This window comes from Alistipes sp. Marseille-P5061 (genome assembly GCF_900290115.1).
In the GTDB taxonomy this organism is placed as follows: domain Bacteria; phylum Bacteroidota; class Bacteroidia; order Bacteroidales; family Rikenellaceae; genus Alistipes; species Alistipes excrementigallinarum.
Genome location: NZ_LT985750.1, coordinates 515,980 through 532,786 on the forward strand (window position 1 = coordinate 515,980; position 16,807 = coordinate 532,786).

The 16,807-nt window shown below is 57.9% G+C and carries 11 protein-coding genes and 5 tRNA genes; 14 read left to right on the forward strand and 2 right to left on the reverse strand.

The features are described from left to right. Positions 1–577 precede the first annotated feature (577 nt). From C8267_RS09170 to rpoC, 14 genes are all read left to right on the forward strand, one after another. Positions 578–1,306, forward strand: a complete 729-nt coding sequence (locus tag C8267_RS09170) for a helix-turn-helix transcriptional regulator (RefSeq protein ID WP_106634401.1) — start codon at positions 578–580, stop codon at positions 1,304–1,306. A 430-nt stretch (positions 1,307–1,736) separates the two neighbouring features. Continuing rightward, positions 1,737–1,810 (forward strand) — tRNA-Thr (locus C8267_RS09175). A gap of 64 nt (positions 1,811–1,874) precedes the next feature. Further along, a tRNA-Tyr gene (locus C8267_RS09180) sits at positions 1,875–1,957 on the forward strand. Positions 1,958–2,068: 111 nt separating this feature from the next. Then, positions 2,069–2,141: transfer RNA gene (locus C8267_RS09185), tRNA-Gly, on the forward strand. A 116-nt stretch (positions 2,142–2,257) separates the two neighbouring features. Further along, on the forward strand, positions 2,258–3,445 hold the full coding sequence (gene tuf, locus C8267_RS09190; protein WP_087360258.1) for an elongation factor Tu: 1,188 nt from the start codon (positions 2,258–2,260) through the stop codon (positions 3,443–3,445). 53 nt (positions 3,446–3,498) lie between these two features. After that, positions 3,499–3,569: transfer RNA gene (locus C8267_RS09195), tRNA-Trp, on the forward strand. 23 nt (positions 3,570–3,592) lie between these two features. Beyond that, on the forward strand, positions 3,593–3,790 hold the full coding sequence (gene secE / locus C8267_RS09200; RefSeq protein WP_087360261.1) for a preprotein translocase subunit SecE: 198 nt from the start codon (positions 3,593–3,595) through the stop codon (positions 3,788–3,790). A 20-nt stretch (positions 3,791–3,810) separates the two neighbouring features. After that, the gene (nusG, locus tag C8267_RS09205; RefSeq protein ID WP_087360263.1) at positions 3,811–4,371 is read left to right on the forward strand and encodes a transcription termination/antitermination protein NusG; all 561 of its coding nucleotides are present in this window, start codon (positions 3,811–3,813) and stop codon (positions 4,369–4,371) included. A 16-nt stretch (positions 4,372–4,387) separates the two neighbouring features. Further along, positions 4,388–4,828: a 50S ribosomal protein L11 gene (rplK, locus tag C8267_RS09210; RefSeq protein ID WP_087360266.1), complete on the forward strand. Its 441-nt coding sequence runs from the start codon at positions 4,388–4,390 to the stop codon at positions 4,826–4,828. 13 nt (positions 4,829–4,841) lie between these two features. After that, positions 4,842–5,540 (forward strand): 50S ribosomal protein L1, encoded by a 699-nt coding sequence (rplA, locus tag C8267_RS09215; protein WP_087360268.1) that lies wholly within the window; start codon positions 4,842–4,844, stop codon positions 5,538–5,540. Between the two features lie 16 nt (positions 5,541–5,556). Further along, positions 5,557–6,081 carry a 50S ribosomal protein L10 gene (gene rplJ / locus C8267_RS09220; RefSeq protein WP_106634402.1) on the forward strand — a complete coding sequence of 175 codons (525 nt, stop codon included), beginning with the start codon at positions 5,557–5,559 and terminating at the stop codon, positions 6,079–6,081. A 43-nt stretch (positions 6,082–6,124) separates the two neighbouring features. After that, positions 6,125–6,502 (forward strand): 50S ribosomal protein L7/L12, encoded by a 378-nt coding sequence (rplL, locus tag C8267_RS09225; protein WP_087360273.1) that lies wholly within the window; start codon positions 6,125–6,127, stop codon positions 6,500–6,502. 239 nt (positions 6,503–6,741) lie between these two features. Continuing rightward, on the forward strand, positions 6,742–10,602 hold the full coding sequence (rpoB, locus tag C8267_RS09230; protein ID WP_087360276.1) for a DNA-directed RNA polymerase subunit beta: 3,861 nt from the start codon (positions 6,742–6,744) through the stop codon (positions 10,600–10,602). Between the two features lie 37 nt (positions 10,603–10,639). Then, positions 10,640–14,905 carry a DNA-directed RNA polymerase subunit beta' gene (gene rpoC, locus C8267_RS09235; RefSeq protein WP_106634403.1) on the forward strand — a complete coding sequence of 1,422 codons (4,266 nt, stop codon included), beginning with the start codon at positions 10,640–10,642 and terminating at the stop codon, positions 14,903–14,905. Positions 14,906–15,197: 292 nt separating this feature from the next. On the opposite strand, the gene C8267_RS09240 is transcribed toward rpoC, so the two are convergent. Then, positions 15,198–16,403, reverse strand: a complete 1,206-nt coding sequence (locus tag C8267_RS09240) for an L-serine ammonia-lyase, iron-sulfur-dependent, subunit alpha (RefSeq protein ID WP_106634404.1) — start codon at positions 16,401–16,403, stop codon at positions 15,198–15,200. 306 nt (positions 16,404–16,709) lie between these two features. Then, positions 16,710–16,784 (reverse strand) — tRNA-Arg (locus C8267_RS09245). Positions 16,785–16,807 lie beyond the last annotated feature (23 nt).

The following is a 16,807-nucleotide window of genomic DNA, read 5'->3' on the forward strand; positions in this document are numbered from 1 at the left end:
CTGCCCGTTGAAAGGGGAAACTGCCCGTTGAAAGGGGCTTGCCCGACCGGGGTGGTATCCGGTGCGGTATGGAGTGCCAGGGGCATGCATCGACGACAAAATCGACTCGGTGTGTTTCCGAATCGACTATATTTCGGCTCGATGTCTCCTCCCTGACTCTTCGGTGTCCCCGGGAGGCCCTCCGGATGGGGTCGAAGCGGCAGTGAATCGTCTCTGGGCTGAATGGATGAATGTCCGATTGCCTTGTATGGAGGGAACGGAAAATTACCTGAAGGGTGTTTTTTGTTTCCATCGCTGCATAAAAATAGCGTTATATTCCACTTGGACGCTTCGTTTTTTAATTTTTTTGCGTACTTTTGGACGGCCGAGATTTCGGTAGCATTATTTTTTTGTTTTTATGGAACTACAACCCCAACCGCAGTTTGTGGAGTCGGCTTTGAAGGAGAATTGTCCTGCGGATTGTAGCAGTTGTCCTACGTTTCCGGTTCCGTTCCGTAGGGCCGGCGATGCGATATATTGTCGCTTTGTCCGGCGTTCGTTTCTTTCGGGCGAAGGTGTCACCTTCGCTGCGGGCCGCATGGTCCGTATTCTTTTTGTACGCACCGGCACGTTGCTTGTCAGCCAGCCGCAGGGTACGAAGTTTGTCACCTCGAAGCAGTGCGCCTGTCTGGCCCGCAGCGAGGAGTATGTCGTCACGGCCCATGAGCAGAGCGAGGTCATTATCCTTTCGCTTGAGCCCAGGGCTGAAATCTGCGAGCCCGATATCTTCGGACTGCAGGTAGCCGGTTACCCCGACGTGCCGACCGAAGCCGTGCCCACGCTGGCACTCCATCCGGCGGTCGAACGGCTTTTGTCCGACATGTTCGACTTCCCGGCCCTGGCCCAATGCGAGCGCTTCCACCGGTTGAAGGTGAGCGAACTCTTCATGCTCTTCAGAGTGCTTCATACCCCCTCCGAGCTGGCCTATTTCTTCCAGCGGATGATTCAGCCCCAGGACAACTTCCGGGCCTTCGTCTGCAACAACTACGAGCGTGCGCAGGGCGTTACGGACCTCGCGTCGCTGGCCGGAATGAGCCTCTCGGTCTTCAAGCGGCGCTTTGCCGAGCACTTCAACGACAGCGTCTACCACTGGATGATGCGTCAGAAGGCGCTGAAGATTTATGCCGATATCCGTGACGGGGAGGACAGCACGAAGGCGCTGATGGAGAAATACAAGTTTCGTCACTATACGCAGTTCAGCCGCTTCTGCAAGAACTACCTGCAGGCGACTCCCGCTCAGTTGATTGCCGAGATGAAGCGGCGGTAAGGTACTCCGGTCTGTCCGGCTGTATGTCGTACGCTTCCGGCCTCGTCGCCGATTCGAGCTTGAGATGCTCCGGCGGACCTCCGTGTCTGCCGGAGCACTTTTTTCGGCAGCCGGGATGCGTCTGTCCGTGCAAGGGGGCGAGGGTGTTTCCGACCCGCTTCGGCCTTATATATTAAGGTATCGGCAGCGGATTTTTCCGCTCGGTGCCCCGATTTGCCTTTTTATGCGCCGGAAGGTCGCTTTGGACGATATTTTTTGCTCAACCTGTTGCGATGTCCAAAACTTTTCCTATCTTTGCACCCGATTCGACCTCACAGAGCGAGGCGCCGAATCGAGTTCTTTGAAGAGCGAAAAAGTTAAAAAATAGTTTATCGAGAATTTGGTGAATCTATTTTTTATACCTATTTTTGCAGTCCAAAAGGTCGATTCTGCCGATGTAGCTCAGTTGGCCAGAGCAGCTGATTTGTAATCAGCTGGTCGGGGGTTCGAATCCCTCCATCGGCTCAGTCCGATGCGCAGAGATTCCGAGCAAAAGGGCAGGCGCATGTTCCGCGAGGGACGCAAACAAGGGAAGTTACCAGAGTGGCCAAATGGGGCAGACTGTAAATCTGCTGGCTTACGCCTTCGGTGGTTCGAATCCATCACTTCCCACAAAAAAAGAAGAAAAGAAAGAGTGCCGGTTGGAGTTGCATAATCCCGAAGGTGCCGGTCCGCTGGCCGGACGACGTCGGAAGGATAGGGACTCTGATACGGTATATTTTTGCGGAAGTAGCTCAGTTGATAGAGCATTAGCCTTCCAAGCTAAGGGTCGCGAGTTTGAGCCTCGTCTTCCGCTCTCCGATGCAGCGCGTGTGATGCAGGGAACTGAACGGTTGCTTGTGTTGCGCGCTGGCTGTTGGATGAACTTAAAACTTTGAGTAAAGTTTAACAATACTTTAAATACTTAATACTATGGCAAAAGAAAAATTCGACCGTTCGAAACCGCATGTGAACATCGGTACCATCGGACACGTTGACCACGGTAAGACCACCCTTACCGCTGCTATCACGACTGTTCTGGCCAAGCAGGGCCTCTCGGAGCTCCGTTCGTTCGACTCGATTGACAACGCACCCGAGGAGAAGGAGCGTGGTATCACGATTAACACTGCGCACGTTGAGTATCAGACGGCAAAGCGTCACTATGCTCACGTGGACTGCCCGGGACACGCCGACTATGTGAAGAACATGGTTACGGGTGCCGCTCAGATGGACGGTGCCATCCTGGTAGTTGCCGCTACGGACGGCCCGATGCCCCAGACCAACGAGCACGTGCTGCTCGCCCGTCAGGTGAACGTGCCGAAGATTGTCGTTTTCCTGAACAAGTGCGACATGGTGGACGACCCCGAGATGCTCGACCTCGTTGAGATGGAGGTTCGTGACCTGCTCTCGAAGTACGACTACGATGGCGACAACGCCCCTGTAATCCGCGGTTCCGCTCTGGGCGCCCTGAACGGCGAGCCGAAGTGGGAGGCAAAGATTATGGAGCTGATGGATGCCGTAGACGAGTACATCCCCGTTCCGCAGCGCGACAACGAGAAGCCCTTCCTGATGCCTATCGAGGACGTATTCTCGATTACCGGCCGTGGTACCGTTGTAACGGGCCGTATCGAGACCGGCGTTATCCACGTGGGTGACCCCGTTGAGATTATCGGTCTGGAGGAGAAGACGCTGACTTCGACCTGCACCGGTGTGGAGATGTTCCGCAAGCTGCTCGACGAGGGCGAGGCCGGTGACAACGTAGGTCTGCTGCTCCGTGGTATCGACAAGAAGGAGGTTAAGCGTGGTATGGTCGTTGCCAAGCCGGGTTCGATTACGCCGCACACCGAGTTCGAGGCTGAGGTCTACATCCTGAAGAAGGAGGAGGGTGGCCGTCACACGCCGTTCCACAACAACTATCGTCCCCAGTTCTATCTGCGTACGATGGACGTAACGGGTGAGGTTCATCTGCCTGCAGGTGTCGACATGGTTATGCCGGGTGACCACGTAACCATCACCGTTAAGCTTATCTACCCTGTCGCCCTGAACGAGGGTCTGCGTTTCGCAATCCGCGAGGGTGGCCGTACGGTAGGTGCCGGTCAGATTCTGAAGATTATCAAGTAATTTACGAATCTACCATAAGAGGAGCGGTGTTCAACCGCACCGCTCCTCATCTTAGGAGCATAGTTCAAGGGTAGAATAGCGGTCTCCAAAACCGTTGATGGGAGTTCGAATCTCTCTGCTCCTGCTATAAAAATCGAGACGAAAGTTATGTTCAACTACGTAAAAGAATCCTACAACGAGCTTGTGCACAAGGTGACGTGGCCCACGTTTCCGCAGCTTCAGAGTTCGACGGTCGTAGTGATGGTGGCTTCGGTCATCTTCGCTATCATCGTTTTGGCGATGGACCTGTCGTTCGAGAATCTGATGGCTGTCATCTACAAGACCCTGGCAAATCTTGGTCGTTAACCCGTGTTGAGTGCTGAACGATGAGCGAGATTAAGAAACAGTGGTACGTGGTTCGGGCCATCGGTGGCAAGGAGAATAAGGTCAAGGAGTACATCGAGGCCGAAATTCGTCACAACCACCTGGAGGATTACATCTCCCAGGTGCTGATTCCCACGGAAAAGGTATACACGATTCGCAACGGAAAGAAAGTTTCGAAGGAGAAGGTTTCTTATCCGGGTTACGTGTTGATTGAAGCAGCGTTTGTAGGTCAGATTCCGATTATAATTCGCAATACTCCCAACGTGCTCGGCTTCCTCGGCGATACGAAGGAAGACAGCCGCAAGATGATTGCCACGCCTCTTCGTCCACAGGAGGTGGCGCGCATCCTGGGCCGTGTCGACGAGCTGAGCACCATGGAGGAGGAGAGCGAAACACCCTTCTGTGTCGGCGAGACCGTCAAGGTTACGGACGGTCCTTTCTCAAGCTTCCAAGGTACCATTGAGACTGTCGACAACGAGCGCAAGAAACTCACGGTATCGGTGAAGATATTCGGGCGCAAAACTCCTATGGAGTTGAGTTTCACTCAAGTAGAAAAAGAATAATTAACCAAGGAAAATTATGGCAAAAGAGGTTGCTGCATTTATCAAACTGCAGATTAAAGGTGGTGCTGCCAATCCTTCGCCCCCGGTAGGTCCGGCTTTGGGTTCCAAGGGAGTCAATATCATGGACTTCTGCAAGCAATTCAACGCCCGTACTCAGGACAAGGCTGGTAAGGTTCTTCCGGTTATCATCACGGTTTACACGGACAAGTCGTTCGACTTCGTTGTTAAACAACCGCCCGTAGCCATTCAGCTCAAGGAAGCAGCCAAGCTCAAGAGCGGTTCCGCGCAGCCTAACCGCGACAAGGTTGGTCAGGTAACATGGGACCAAATCAAGGAGATTGCTCAGGACAAGATGCCCGACATGAACTGCTTCACGCTTGAGTCTGCTATGCGTATGGTTGCCGGTACTGCGCGCAGTATGGGTATCAGCGTAGTGGGAGAATTTCCTAATCTGTAATTGATTTACGAAGATGAGTAAGTTGACAAAAAATCAAAAAATCGCCTACGCAAAGGTGGAAGCCGGTAAGGCTTACAAACTTCCGGAGGCTGCCGCTCTTCTGAAGGAAATCACGTTTACGAAATTCGACGCTTCGGTTGATATCGACGTTCGTCTGGGTGTGGACCCCCGCAAGGCCAACCAGATGGTGCGTGGTGTCGTAACGCTTCCCCACGGAACGGGCAAGCAGGTGCGCGTGCTCGTGCTCTGCACCCCCGAGAAGGAGGCCGAGGCTAAGGCTGCCGGAGCAGACTACGTAGGTCTGGATGAGTATGTAGACAAAATCAAGTCGGGTTGGACCGACGTCGATGTCATCGTATGTACGCCCAACGTGATGGGCAAGGTCGGCGCCCTGGGTCGTATCCTGGGTCCCCGCGGACTGATGCCTAACCCCAAGACGGGTACGGTGACCATGGAGGTCGGCAAGGCCGTTGGTGAGGTGAAGGCCGGTAAAATCGACTTCAAGGTCGACAAGTTCGGTATCATCCACACGTCGGTAGGCAAGATTTCGTTCTCGGCCGAGCAAATCGCTGAAAATGCGAAGGAGGTGCTGAGCACGATTATCAAGCTCAAGCCAGCTGCTGCCAAAGGTTCTTATGTGAAGAGTATCTATCTTTCGACGACCATGAGTCCCGGTGTGCAGATTGATGCCAAGTCAGTTGAAACCAAATAAAGGAGGAGAGTAAGAGATGACAAAGGAAGAAAAACTGGTTGTTATTAACAGCCTTACCGAGCAGCTCCAGGCGTATCCTCACTTTTACATCACCAACATCGAGGCGCTGAATGCCGAGCAGACCGCTTCGCTCCGTCGCAAGTGCTTCGAGAGCAACGTGAAGCTCGTCGTTGTCAAGAACACGCTTCTTGCCAAGGCGCTCGAGAAGGTGGAGAAGGCTGATGCCGATTTGGTGAAGGTATTGGAGGGTTCCACGTCGATTATGTTCACGAAGGTGGCCAAGGCCCCCGCGGTCCTCATCAAGGAGTTCCGCAAGAAGGCCGACAAGCCCGTCCTGAAGGCGGCTTACGCCGAGGGATGCGTGTACATTGGCGACGAGCAGCTCGAAACACTGTGCAACATCAAGAGTCGGGAAGAGCTTATCGGCGATATCGTCGCTCTGCTGCAGTCCCCGGCCAAGAATGTTATTTCTGCATTGCAGGGTAATGCAGGTCAAAAGATTGCGGGCCTCGTGAAGACGCTCGAATCGCGAAACAACTAATCACAACAAGAATTAAAAACAAAATCTAATAAGAATTACAACTATGGCAGATGTAAAAAAACTGGCTGAAGAATTGGTAAATTTGACAGTTAAGGAGGTAAACGAACTGGCTACTATCCTCAAGGAGGAGTACGGAATTGAGCCCGCTGCTGCAGCTGTTGCTGTTGCTGCTCCCGCTGCTGGCGCAGGCGAGGCTGCTGCAGCTGAGAAGACGTCGTTCGACGTTATCCTGAAGAACGCCGGTCAGGCTAAGCTCCAGGTTATCAAGGCCGTTAAGGATATCGCCGGCCTGTCGCTGGGCGATGCAAAGGCACTCGTTGACGGTGCTCCCAAGGCCGTTAAGGAGGGTGTCTCCAAGGAGGAGGCCGAGCAGATTAAGGCTCAGCTCGAGGAGGCAGGTGCTGAAGTTGAGGTTAAGTAGCATTGCCGCTTACGACTGTTCAGTCAATGCAGGTATAGGGCTTACATTCGCTGTAAGCTCTATGCCTTTTTGCTCTAAAGACCGGAAGTGCCGCTGAGCTGTGTCCGGTTTTTGGAATTTGAATGCTCTCAGGGATGTAATGTCGTTACACTGGGGGCATTAGCGGGATAAAGCAGTCCCGTCTCGGGAGCGTAACTCACTCGCGCGTACTTACACTTCAACTAATTTGGATTTTACCGATGTCCGCAGCAAAACAACAACCAAGAATCAGCTTTTCGACAGTCAAGAACCGGGTGCCCTATCCGGACCTGCTGGAGGTACAGCTCAAATCATTCCGGGACTTTTTCCAGATGGACACTACGGCCGAAAACCGTAAGAATGAGGGACTCTACAAGGTCTTTCAGGAAAATTTCCCCATTACGGATACCCGGAACAACTTCGTTCTGGAGTTCATCGACTACTATATCGACCCGCCGCGCTACTCTATCGAGGAGTGTCTCGAACGCGGCCTGACATACAGCGTCCCCCTGAAGGCCAAACTCAAGCTCTACTGCACGGACGACGAGCATGAGGATTTCGGTGTGGTCGTACAGGACGTCTATTTCGGTACGATTCCCTACATGACCGAACGCGGTACGTTCGTCATCAACGGAGCCGAGCGTGTCATTGTGTCGCAGCTGCACCGTTCCCCCGGCGTTTTCTTCGGACAGAGCATGCATACCAACGGTACGAAGCTCTATTCGGCCCGCATCATCCCCTTCAAGGGGTCGTGGATTGAGTTCGCCACGGACATCAACAACGTGATGTACGCCTACATCGACCGCAAGAAGAAGCTGCCCGTAACGACGCTTCTGCGTGCCATCGGTTACGAGGCCGACCAGCAGATTCTCGAGATTTTCGATCTGGCGGACGAGGTGAAGGTAACGAAGGCCAACCTGAAGAAGGCCGTAGGCCGCAAGCTGGCCGCACGCGTGCTCTCGACCTGGGTCGAGGACTTCGTCGACGAGGATACCGGCGAGGTGGTCTCTATCGAGCGTAACAACGTCATCGTGGACCGCGAGACGGTGCTCGAGGAGGAGCATATCGACCAGATTATCGAAAGCGGCGCCAAGACGATTCTGCTCCACAAGGAGAATCAGTCGGGCATCGACTTCTCGATTATTTACAATACCCTGCAGAAAGACCCCTGTAACTCCGAAAAGGAGGCTGTCGTCTACATCTACCGGCAGCTGCGCGCTTCGGAGCCGCCCGATGAGGCAACGGCGCGCGACGTCATCGAGAAGCTCTTCTTCTCGGACAAGCGTTACGATTTGGGCGACGTAGGTCGCTACCGCATCAACAAGAAGCTGAACCTGGATATCGACCCGGCCATCCGCACGCTGACGCGCGAGGACATCATCGCCATCATCAAGTACCTGATTCAGCTCATCAACTCGAAGGCCGACGTGGACGATATCGACCACCTCTCGAACCGCCGCGTACGTACGGTGGGCGAGCAGCTTTCGAACCAGTTCTCGGTCGGCTTCGTGCGCATGGCGCGTACGATTCGCGAGCGCATGAACGTACGTGACAACGAGGTATTCACGCCGGTGGACCTGATTAACGCCAAGACGCTGTCGTCGGTCATCAACTCCTTCTTCGGCACCTCGCAGCTCTCGCAGTTCATGGACCAGATTAACCCGCTGGCCGAGATTACCCACAAGCGTCGTCTCTCGGCCCTCGGCCCCGGCGGTCTGTCGCGTGACCGCGCCGGATTCGAGGTGCGCGACGTACACTATACGCACTACGGACGTCTCTGCCCGATTGAGTCGCCCGAAGGCCCGAACATCGGTCTGATTTCGTCGCTCTGCGTCTATGCGAAGATTTCGCCCATGGGATTCATCGAGACGCCCTACCGTACGGTTACCGACGGCGTCATCGACATGGACAACTCGCACATCCGCTACTACTCGGCCGAAGAGGAGGGGGGTAAGATTATTGCGCAGTCGAACATGCCCATCGACGACGAGGGGCACTTCCTGCAGCCCGACCGCATCAAGGCGCGTCAGGGTGCCGACTTCCCCGTGGTGACGGACAAGGAGGTGAACCTGATGGACGTGGCGCCCAACCAGATTGCCTCGATTGCCGCCAGCCTCATCCCGTTCCTCGAGCACGACGACGCCAACCGTGCGCTGATGGGCTCGAACATGATGCGCCAGGCCGTGCCGCTCATCACGTGCGAGGCGCCCATCGTCGGTACGGGCATCGAGAAGGACATGATTTCCGACAGCCGCATCCAGATTGTCGCCGAGGGCGAGGGCGAGGTTGTCTTCGCCGATGCGACGAAGATTCAGGTCAAGTACGAGCGTACGGAGGATGAAATCATCGCTTCGTTCGCCCCCGAGGTGACCACCTACGAGCTGCCGCGCTACCGCCGCACGAACCAGAACACCTCGATTACGCTCAAGCCGACGGTGCTCACGGGCGACCATGTGACCAAGGGCCAGATTCTGACCGAGGGTTACTCGACGCAGGCCGGCGAGCTGGCTCTGGGCCGCAACCTGAAGGTGGCCTTCATGCCCTGGAAGGGATACAACTTCGAGGATGCCATCGTGATTTCGGAGCGCATCCAGCGCGAGGATATCTTCACGTCGGTACACGTCGACGAGTACATCATGGAGGTGCGCGATACGAAGCGCGGCGTCGAGGAGCTCACGTCGGATATTCCGAACGTCTCGGAGGATGCCACCAAGGACCTCGATGCCAACGGTATCGTCCGCGTGGGTGCCAACATCCACCCGGGAGACATCCTCATCGGCAAGATTACCCCGAAGGGCGAGAGCGACCCCTCGCCCGAGGAGAAGCTCCTGCGCGCCATCTTCGGCGACAAGGCCGGCGACGTGAAGGATGCCTCGCTCAAGGCGCAGCCCTCGCTGCACGGCGTGGTGATTGACACGAAGCTCTACAGCCGCGCCGGCAAGGACGGCAAGAAGAGCAAGAACGCCGAGAAGCTGCAGCTCGAGAAGCTCGACGAGAAGTTCGCCGGGCAGGTTGCCGACCTGACCAAGCTGCTCGTATCGAAGCTCTGGACGCTGCTCCAGGGCAAGACCACGACGGGCATCACCGACTACTTCGGCGTGGAGCTCTATCCCGCCGGCACGAAGTTCTCGCAGAAGCTGCTCGAGGAGCTGGCCCACAAGTCGTCGGACGAGAAGACCGGCGTCATGACGGGCTACCTCAACCTCGGTTCGTGCAAGTGGACGGGCGATGCACACATCGACTCGCTCATCGAGACCACGATTAACAATTATACCATCGAGTGGAAGAAGGCCGACGCGGCCATCAAGCGCGAGAAGTACAACCTGACCAACGGCGACGAGCTGCCGCAGACGGGTGTCATCCAGATGGCGAAGGTCTACATCGCCAAGAAGCGCAAGCTGAAGGTGGGTGACAAGATGGCCGGTCGTCACGGTAACAAGGGTATCGTGGCGAAGATTGTCCGCGACGAGGACATGCCCTTCCTCGAGGACGGTTCGATTGTCGACATCTGCCTCAACCCGCTGGGTGTGCCTTCGCGAATGAACCTGGGCCAGATTTACGAGACGGTGCTCGGATGGGCTGGCCGCGAGCTGGGTCTGAAGTTCGCCACGCCGATTTTCGACGGTGCTTCGCTCGAGCAAATCAACGAGTACACGGCCAAGGCGGGTCTTCCGCACAGCGGCCGCACCTACCTCTACGACGGCGGCACGGGCGAGAAGTTCGACCAGCCGGCTACGGTGGGCGTCATCTACATGCTCAAGCTGGGCCACATGATTGACGACAAGATGCATGCCCGTTCGATTGGTCCCTACTCGCTCATCACGCAGCAGCCGCTCGGCGGTAAGGCGCAGTTCGGCGGTCAGCGTTTCGGTGAGATGGAGGTCTGGGCACTCGAGGGCTTCGGTGCCGCCAACATCCTGCAGGAGATTCTGACCATCAAGTCCGACGACGTGACGGGCCGTGCAAAGGCCTACGAGGCGATTGTCAAGGGCGAGAACCTGCCCAAGCCGGGTATCCCCGAGGCAATGAACGTGCTGCTGCACGAGCTTCGCGGTCTGGCGCTCTCCGTCAAACTCGAGTAAGAGGTATAATTAGGAAGATAAGAAAAACGAACACAATATGTCATTTACCAAAGACAATAAGACGAACAATGGTTACAGCCGCATCTCCATCGGCCTGGCCTCTCCCGAAGAGATTCTGGCCCAGTCGAGCGGTGAGGTGCTCAAGCCCGAGACCATTAACTATCGTACCTACAAGCCCGAGCGCGACGGTCTTTTCTGCGAGCGCATCTTCGGCCCGGTGAAGGACTACGAGTGCCACTGCGGCAAGTACAAGCGCATCCGCTACAAGGGCATCGTCTGCGACCGTTGCGGTGTGGAGGTGACCGAGAAGAAGGTGCGCCGCGAGCGCATGGGCCACATCTCGCTGGTCGTTCCCGTGGTGCACATCTGGTACTTCCGTTCGTTGCCTTCGAAAATCGGTTACCTGCTGGGCATCCCCTCCAAGAAGCTGGAGACGATTATCTACTACGAGCGCTACGTCGTCATCAACCCCGGTGTCGCTGCCGAGCAGGGCATCGAGCGGCTCCAGACCCTCTCGGAGAAGGAGTACCTCGACATCCTGGCCGCCCTGCCCAAGGGCAACCAGGCGCTTGACGACAGCGACCCCAACAAGTTCGTCGCCCAGATGGGTGCCGAAGCCATCTATACGCTTCTGAAGCAGGTCGACCTCGACTCGATGTCGTACGCCCTGCGCCACAAGGCCTCGACCGAGACCTCGCAGCAGCGCAAGTCCGAGGCGCTCAAGTGCCTCAACGTGATTGAGTCGTTCCGAGCCTCGAACGGCAAGAACAAGCCCGAGTGGATGGTGCTGAGCGTCATCCCGGTCATTCCGCCCGAACTGCGCCCGCTGGTGCCGCTCGACGGCGGCCGCTTCGCCACGTCGGACCTGAACGACCTCTACCGTCGCGTCATCATCCGCAACAACCGACTCAAGCGCCTGATTGAAATCAAGGCCCCGGAGGTGATTCTGCGCAACGAGAAGCGCATGCTGCAGGAGGCCGTCGATTCGCTCTTCGACAACTCGCGCAAGTCGAACGCCGTGAAGAACGAGTCGAACCGCCCGCTCAAGTCGCTCTCCGACTCGCTCAAGGGCAAGCAGGGCCGCTTCCGTCAGAACCTGCTCGGTAAGCGTGTCGACTACTCGGCCCGTTCGGTCATCGTCGTCGGCCCCGAGCTGAAGATGCACGAGATGGGTATCCCGAAGGATATGGCCGCCGAGCTCTACAAGCCGTTTGTCATCCGCAAGCTCATCGAGCGCGGCATCGTCAAGACGGTGAAGTCGGCCAAGAAGATAATCGACCGCAAGGACCCCGTCATCTGGGGCATCCTCGAGAACGTCATCAAGGGTCACCCCGTGCTGATGAACCGTGCCCCGACGCTGCACCGCCTCGGTATCCAGGCCTTCCAGCCCAAGCTCATCGAGGGCAAGGCCATGCAGCTCCACCCGCTGGCATGTACGGCCTTCAACGCCGACTTCGACGGTGACCAGATGGCCGTGCACCTGCCGCTGGGCAACGCCGCCATTCTGGAGGCGCAGCTGCTGATGCTCGGTTCGCACAACGTCCTCAACCCGGCCAACGGCGCCCCCATCACGGTGCCGTCGCAGGACATGGTCCTCGGTCTGTACTACATCACCAAGCCGCGCAAGGGCGTCAAGGGCGAGGGACATGTCTTCTACGGTCCCGAGGAGGCGATTATCGCCTACAACGAGAAACGCGCCGACCTGCACGCCGTGGTCAAGTGCATGGTGGACGACCTGGACGAGCACGGAAACCCCGTGCGCGTGCTCAAGGAGACGACCATCGGCCGCATCCTCTTCAACCAGGTAGTTCCCAAGGAGGTGGGTTACATCAACGAGATTCTGACCAAGCGCTCGCTGCGTGACATCATCGCCGTGGTGATGAAGAAGGCCGGTGCCGACAAGGTGGCCAACTTCCTCGACGACATCAAGGACATGGGTTACCGCATGGCCTTCAAGGGCGGTCTGTCGTTCAACCTCGACGCGGTCATCATCCCCGAGGAGAAGCAGAAGCTCGTGGCCGAGGGTTACGAGCGTGCCGACGCCATCATGGAGGACTACAACATGGGTCTGATTACCAACAACGAGCGATACAACCAGATTATCGACGTCTGGACCAACATCAACACCAAGCTGACGAAGGCCGTGATTGATACGCTGGTCAAGGACGAGGACGGTTTCAACCCGGTCTACATGATGCTCGACTCGGGAGCCCGTGGTTCGAAGGAGCAGATTCGTCAGCTGAGCGGTATGCGTGGTCTGATGGCCAAGCCGCAGAAGTCGGGCGTCGAGGGTGGCCAGCAGGTCATCGAGAACCCGATTCTCTCGAACTTCAAGGAGGGTCTGTCGGTGCTCGAGTACTTCATCTCGACGCACGGTGCCCGAAAGGGTCTTGCCGATACCGCCCTGAAGACGGCCGACGCCGGTTATCTGACGCGCCGTCTGGTCGACGTGGCCCAGGACGTGATTATCAACGAGGAGGACTGCGGTACGCTGCGCGGTCTGACGGCTACGGCCATCAAGCGCAACGACGACGTGGTACAGACGCTCTACGACCGCATTCTGGGCCGTACGGCGCTTAACGACGTCATCCACCCCCTGACGGGCGAGGTGCTCTGCAAGGCCGGCGAGGAGATTACCGAGGATATTGCCGAGGCAATCGAGAAGTCGCCGCTCGAGTCGGTTGAAATCCGCTCGGTGCTCACCTGCGAGTCGCGCCACGGCGTCTGCGCCAAGTGCTACGGCCGCAACCTGGCCACGGCCCGCATGGTACAGAAGGGCGAGGTGGTCGGCGTCATCGCGGCACAGTCCATCGGCGAGCCGGGTACGCAGCTGACTCTGCGTACGTTCCACGTCGGTGGTGTGGCCGGTGGTACTGCCGTCGAGACCAACGTCGTTTCGAAGTACGAGGGTCGTCTGGAAATCGACGAGTTGCGTACGGTCAAGGGCAAGAATGCTGCCGGCGAGCCGGTTGACATCGTCATCTCGCGTCAGTCGGAGTTCCGCATCGTCGACCCGAAGACCAACATCGTTCTCTATACGCACAACCTTCCCTACGGTGCGACGCTCTTCATGGCGGACGGCGCCGAGGTGAAGAAGGGCGACATGATTTGCGAGTGGGACCCCTACAACGCCGTGATTATCTCGGAGTACGACGGTCGTGCCGTCTACGAGAACATCATCGAGGGTGTGACCTACCGCGACGAGCGTGACGAGCAGACGGGCCTTTCGGAGAAGGTGGTCATCGAGTCGAAGGACAAGACGAAGAACCCCGTCATCAAGATTGTCAATAAGGAGGGCGAGGAGGTCAAGCAGTACAACCTCCCGGTATCGGCCCACGTCGTGGTGAAGGACAACGCCAAAATCAAGACGGGCGAAATCCTCATCAAGATTCCGCGTGCAATCGGTAAGTCGGGCGGCGACATCACCGGTGGTCTGCCGCGTGTTACGGAGCTCTTCGAGGCGCGCAACCCGTCGAATCCCGCCATCGTGTCGGAGATTGACGGTGAGGTAACCTTCGGCAAAATCAAGCGCGGTAACCGCGAAATCATCATCACCTCGAAGCAGGGTGACGTGAAGCGCTATCTGGTGCCCCTGTCGCGTCAGATTATCGTGCAGGAGAACGACTACGTGAAGGCCGGCAGCCCGCTTTCGGACGGTGCCATCACTCCGTCGGACATCCTCAACATCCTCGGCCCGACACGTGTGCAGGAGTACATCGTCAACGAGGTGCAGGAGGTCTACCGCATGCAGGGTGTGAAAATCAACGACAAGCACTTCGAGGTCATCGTACGTCAGATGATGTCGAAGGTGAAGATTATCGACCCGGGAGACACGCGCTTCTTCGAGGACCAGATTGTCGACAAGTGGGAGTTCATGGATGTGAACGACGAGCTCTACGACAAGGTGGTGGTTACGGATGCCGGCGACTCGACGTCGCTGCAGCCGGGACAGATTATCTCGCTGCGCAAGCTGCGTGACGAGAACTCGAGCCTCAAGCGCCGCGACCTGAAGCTCGTTCAGGTGCGCGACATCGTTCCCGCAACCTCGACGCAGGTGCTGCAGGGTATCACCCGCGCCGCACTGCAGACCTCGAGTTTCATCTCGGCCGCTTCGTTCCAGGAGACGACCAAGGTGCTCAACGAGGCCGCCATCCAGGCGAAGGTCGACCCGCTGGAGAATCTGAAGGAGAACGTGATTTGCGGTCACCTGATTCCGGGCGGTACGGGTCTGCGCGAGTACGACAACCTCGTGGTGGGTCTGAAATCCGACCTCGAGAATCTGCAGCAGCAGTCGCAGCGCTAACCATACGCGAGCGGGGCGGTTCCTTCGGGGACCGCAGCCCGCAGGGCTTAGAAAAAGCCTCCTCCCCGGACGGGGAGGAGGCTTTTTTTGTGGCGTTATGCAATGCGTGGCGGACCCCAGAGGGCTTGGCTTGGAGGGGGGTAGGGTTGCCCGGGAGTTGTTCGGGAGTCGTCCGTAGGTGGCTCGGGAATCACCCGGGAGCCGCCGCGGAGAATTCGGACAGGGCGTCCGGTGCGGGCTCGGAGAGGACAGGATAGGACTTGGCCCCCCTGCCCGGAATGTGCCGCGGCGCCTATATGCGCTCGTAGTAGCGCTTGGCAAGGCCCCCTTCGGAGGTCTCGCGGTAGAGGCTCGGCAGGTTGTGGCCCGTCTCGTTCATCACCTCGACCACCTTGTCGTAGCTGACCAGATGGGCTCCGTCGGAGAGCGTGGCGTAGATGTTGGCATCCAGAGCGCGGGCCGCCGCAATGGCGTTGCGTTCGATGCAGGGGACCTGCACCAGTCCGCAGACGGGGTCGCACGTCAGTCCGAGGTGGTGTTCGAGCCCCATCTCGGCGGCATACTCGATTTGCGAAGGGGTGCCGCCGAAGAGCTGGCAGGCCGCAGCCGCAGCCATGGCGCAGGCGACGCCCACCTCGCCCTGACACCCTACCTCGGCGCCCGAGATGGAGGAGTTCGTCTTGGCGATGTTGCCGAAGAGCCCCGCCGTGGCCAGCGCCCGCAGGATGCGGATGCGCAGGAAGTCGCGCGAGGTGGCCAGGTGGTAGAGCACCGCCGGAACGACGCCGCTCGAGCCGCACGTCGGAGCCGTGACAACCGTACCGCCGGCGGCATTCTCCTCGGAGGTGGCCAGCGCATAGGCGTAGATTTTTGCCCGCGACTTGAGCGAATCGGTGTAACTCTTCGACTTGACCCAGTAGGTGCTCGCCTTGCGCGCCACCTTCAGACCGCCCGGCAGCACGCCGTCGTTGTTCAGTCCGTTCTGGATGGTCTTGCACATCTGCTCCCAGATGGTGTCGAGGTAGTCCCAGATTTCGGGCCCCTCGCAGTCGTTGACATACTCCCAGTAGGTCTTACCCTCGTGGTAGCACCACTCCTTGATGGAGTTGATGGTCGTCAGCGGGTAGATGCTGCGCGGCTCCTCGCGGGTAGTCTCCTCGTTGGCCAGCGCGCCGCCGCCAATGCTGAAAATCGTCCAGCTGTCGATGACCTTGCCCCCGCTGAGCGCCTCGAAGAGCATGCCGTTGGGGTGGAAGGAGAGCACCGTCTCGGGGCGCCAGACGATTTCGGTCGGCGCGATGGGCTGGAGTACCGAGAGGATGGCCACGTCGGTCAGGTGGCCCTTGCCCGTGGCGGCGAGCGAGCCGTAGAGCGTTACGCGGAAGGCGTCGGCGTGGTTGCCGCGTGCGGCGAACTGCTCGGCCGCCTTCTTGGGCCCCATCGTGTGGCTGCTCGAGGGGCCGCTCCCGATTTTGTACAACTCTTTGAGCGATTCCATTTCTTCGTGTGTTTTCCGGCTGCAAAGATACGAAAAGGCGGGGGCAAAAAGCCATGCGGGGTGCGAGATTTTTGCCGGGCCCGACCGCCTGTCCGGGAAGGCGACGACGGTGAGGGGCAAAAGTTGTGCCCGAAGGCGGGCTTTCGCCGGGGAAGCAGCTGCTTGCCGCGGCGGAGAGGGTGGTGTCGGAAAGGGGGGAGAGCTAGTGGGCGCGTCTTCTTTCGACACAGCGCCGCCTCGCTCTGTCTCAGCCCCAAAAACAGTGCGACCGGAGTTCTCCTGCTGGAAAAACTCCGGCCGCCGGCCTGGTAGCCCCACCGCGACTCGAACGCGGATTTAGGGTTTAGGAAACCCTCGTTCTATCCCTTGAACTATAGGGCCCTGCAAAACGATTGCGGTGTGCT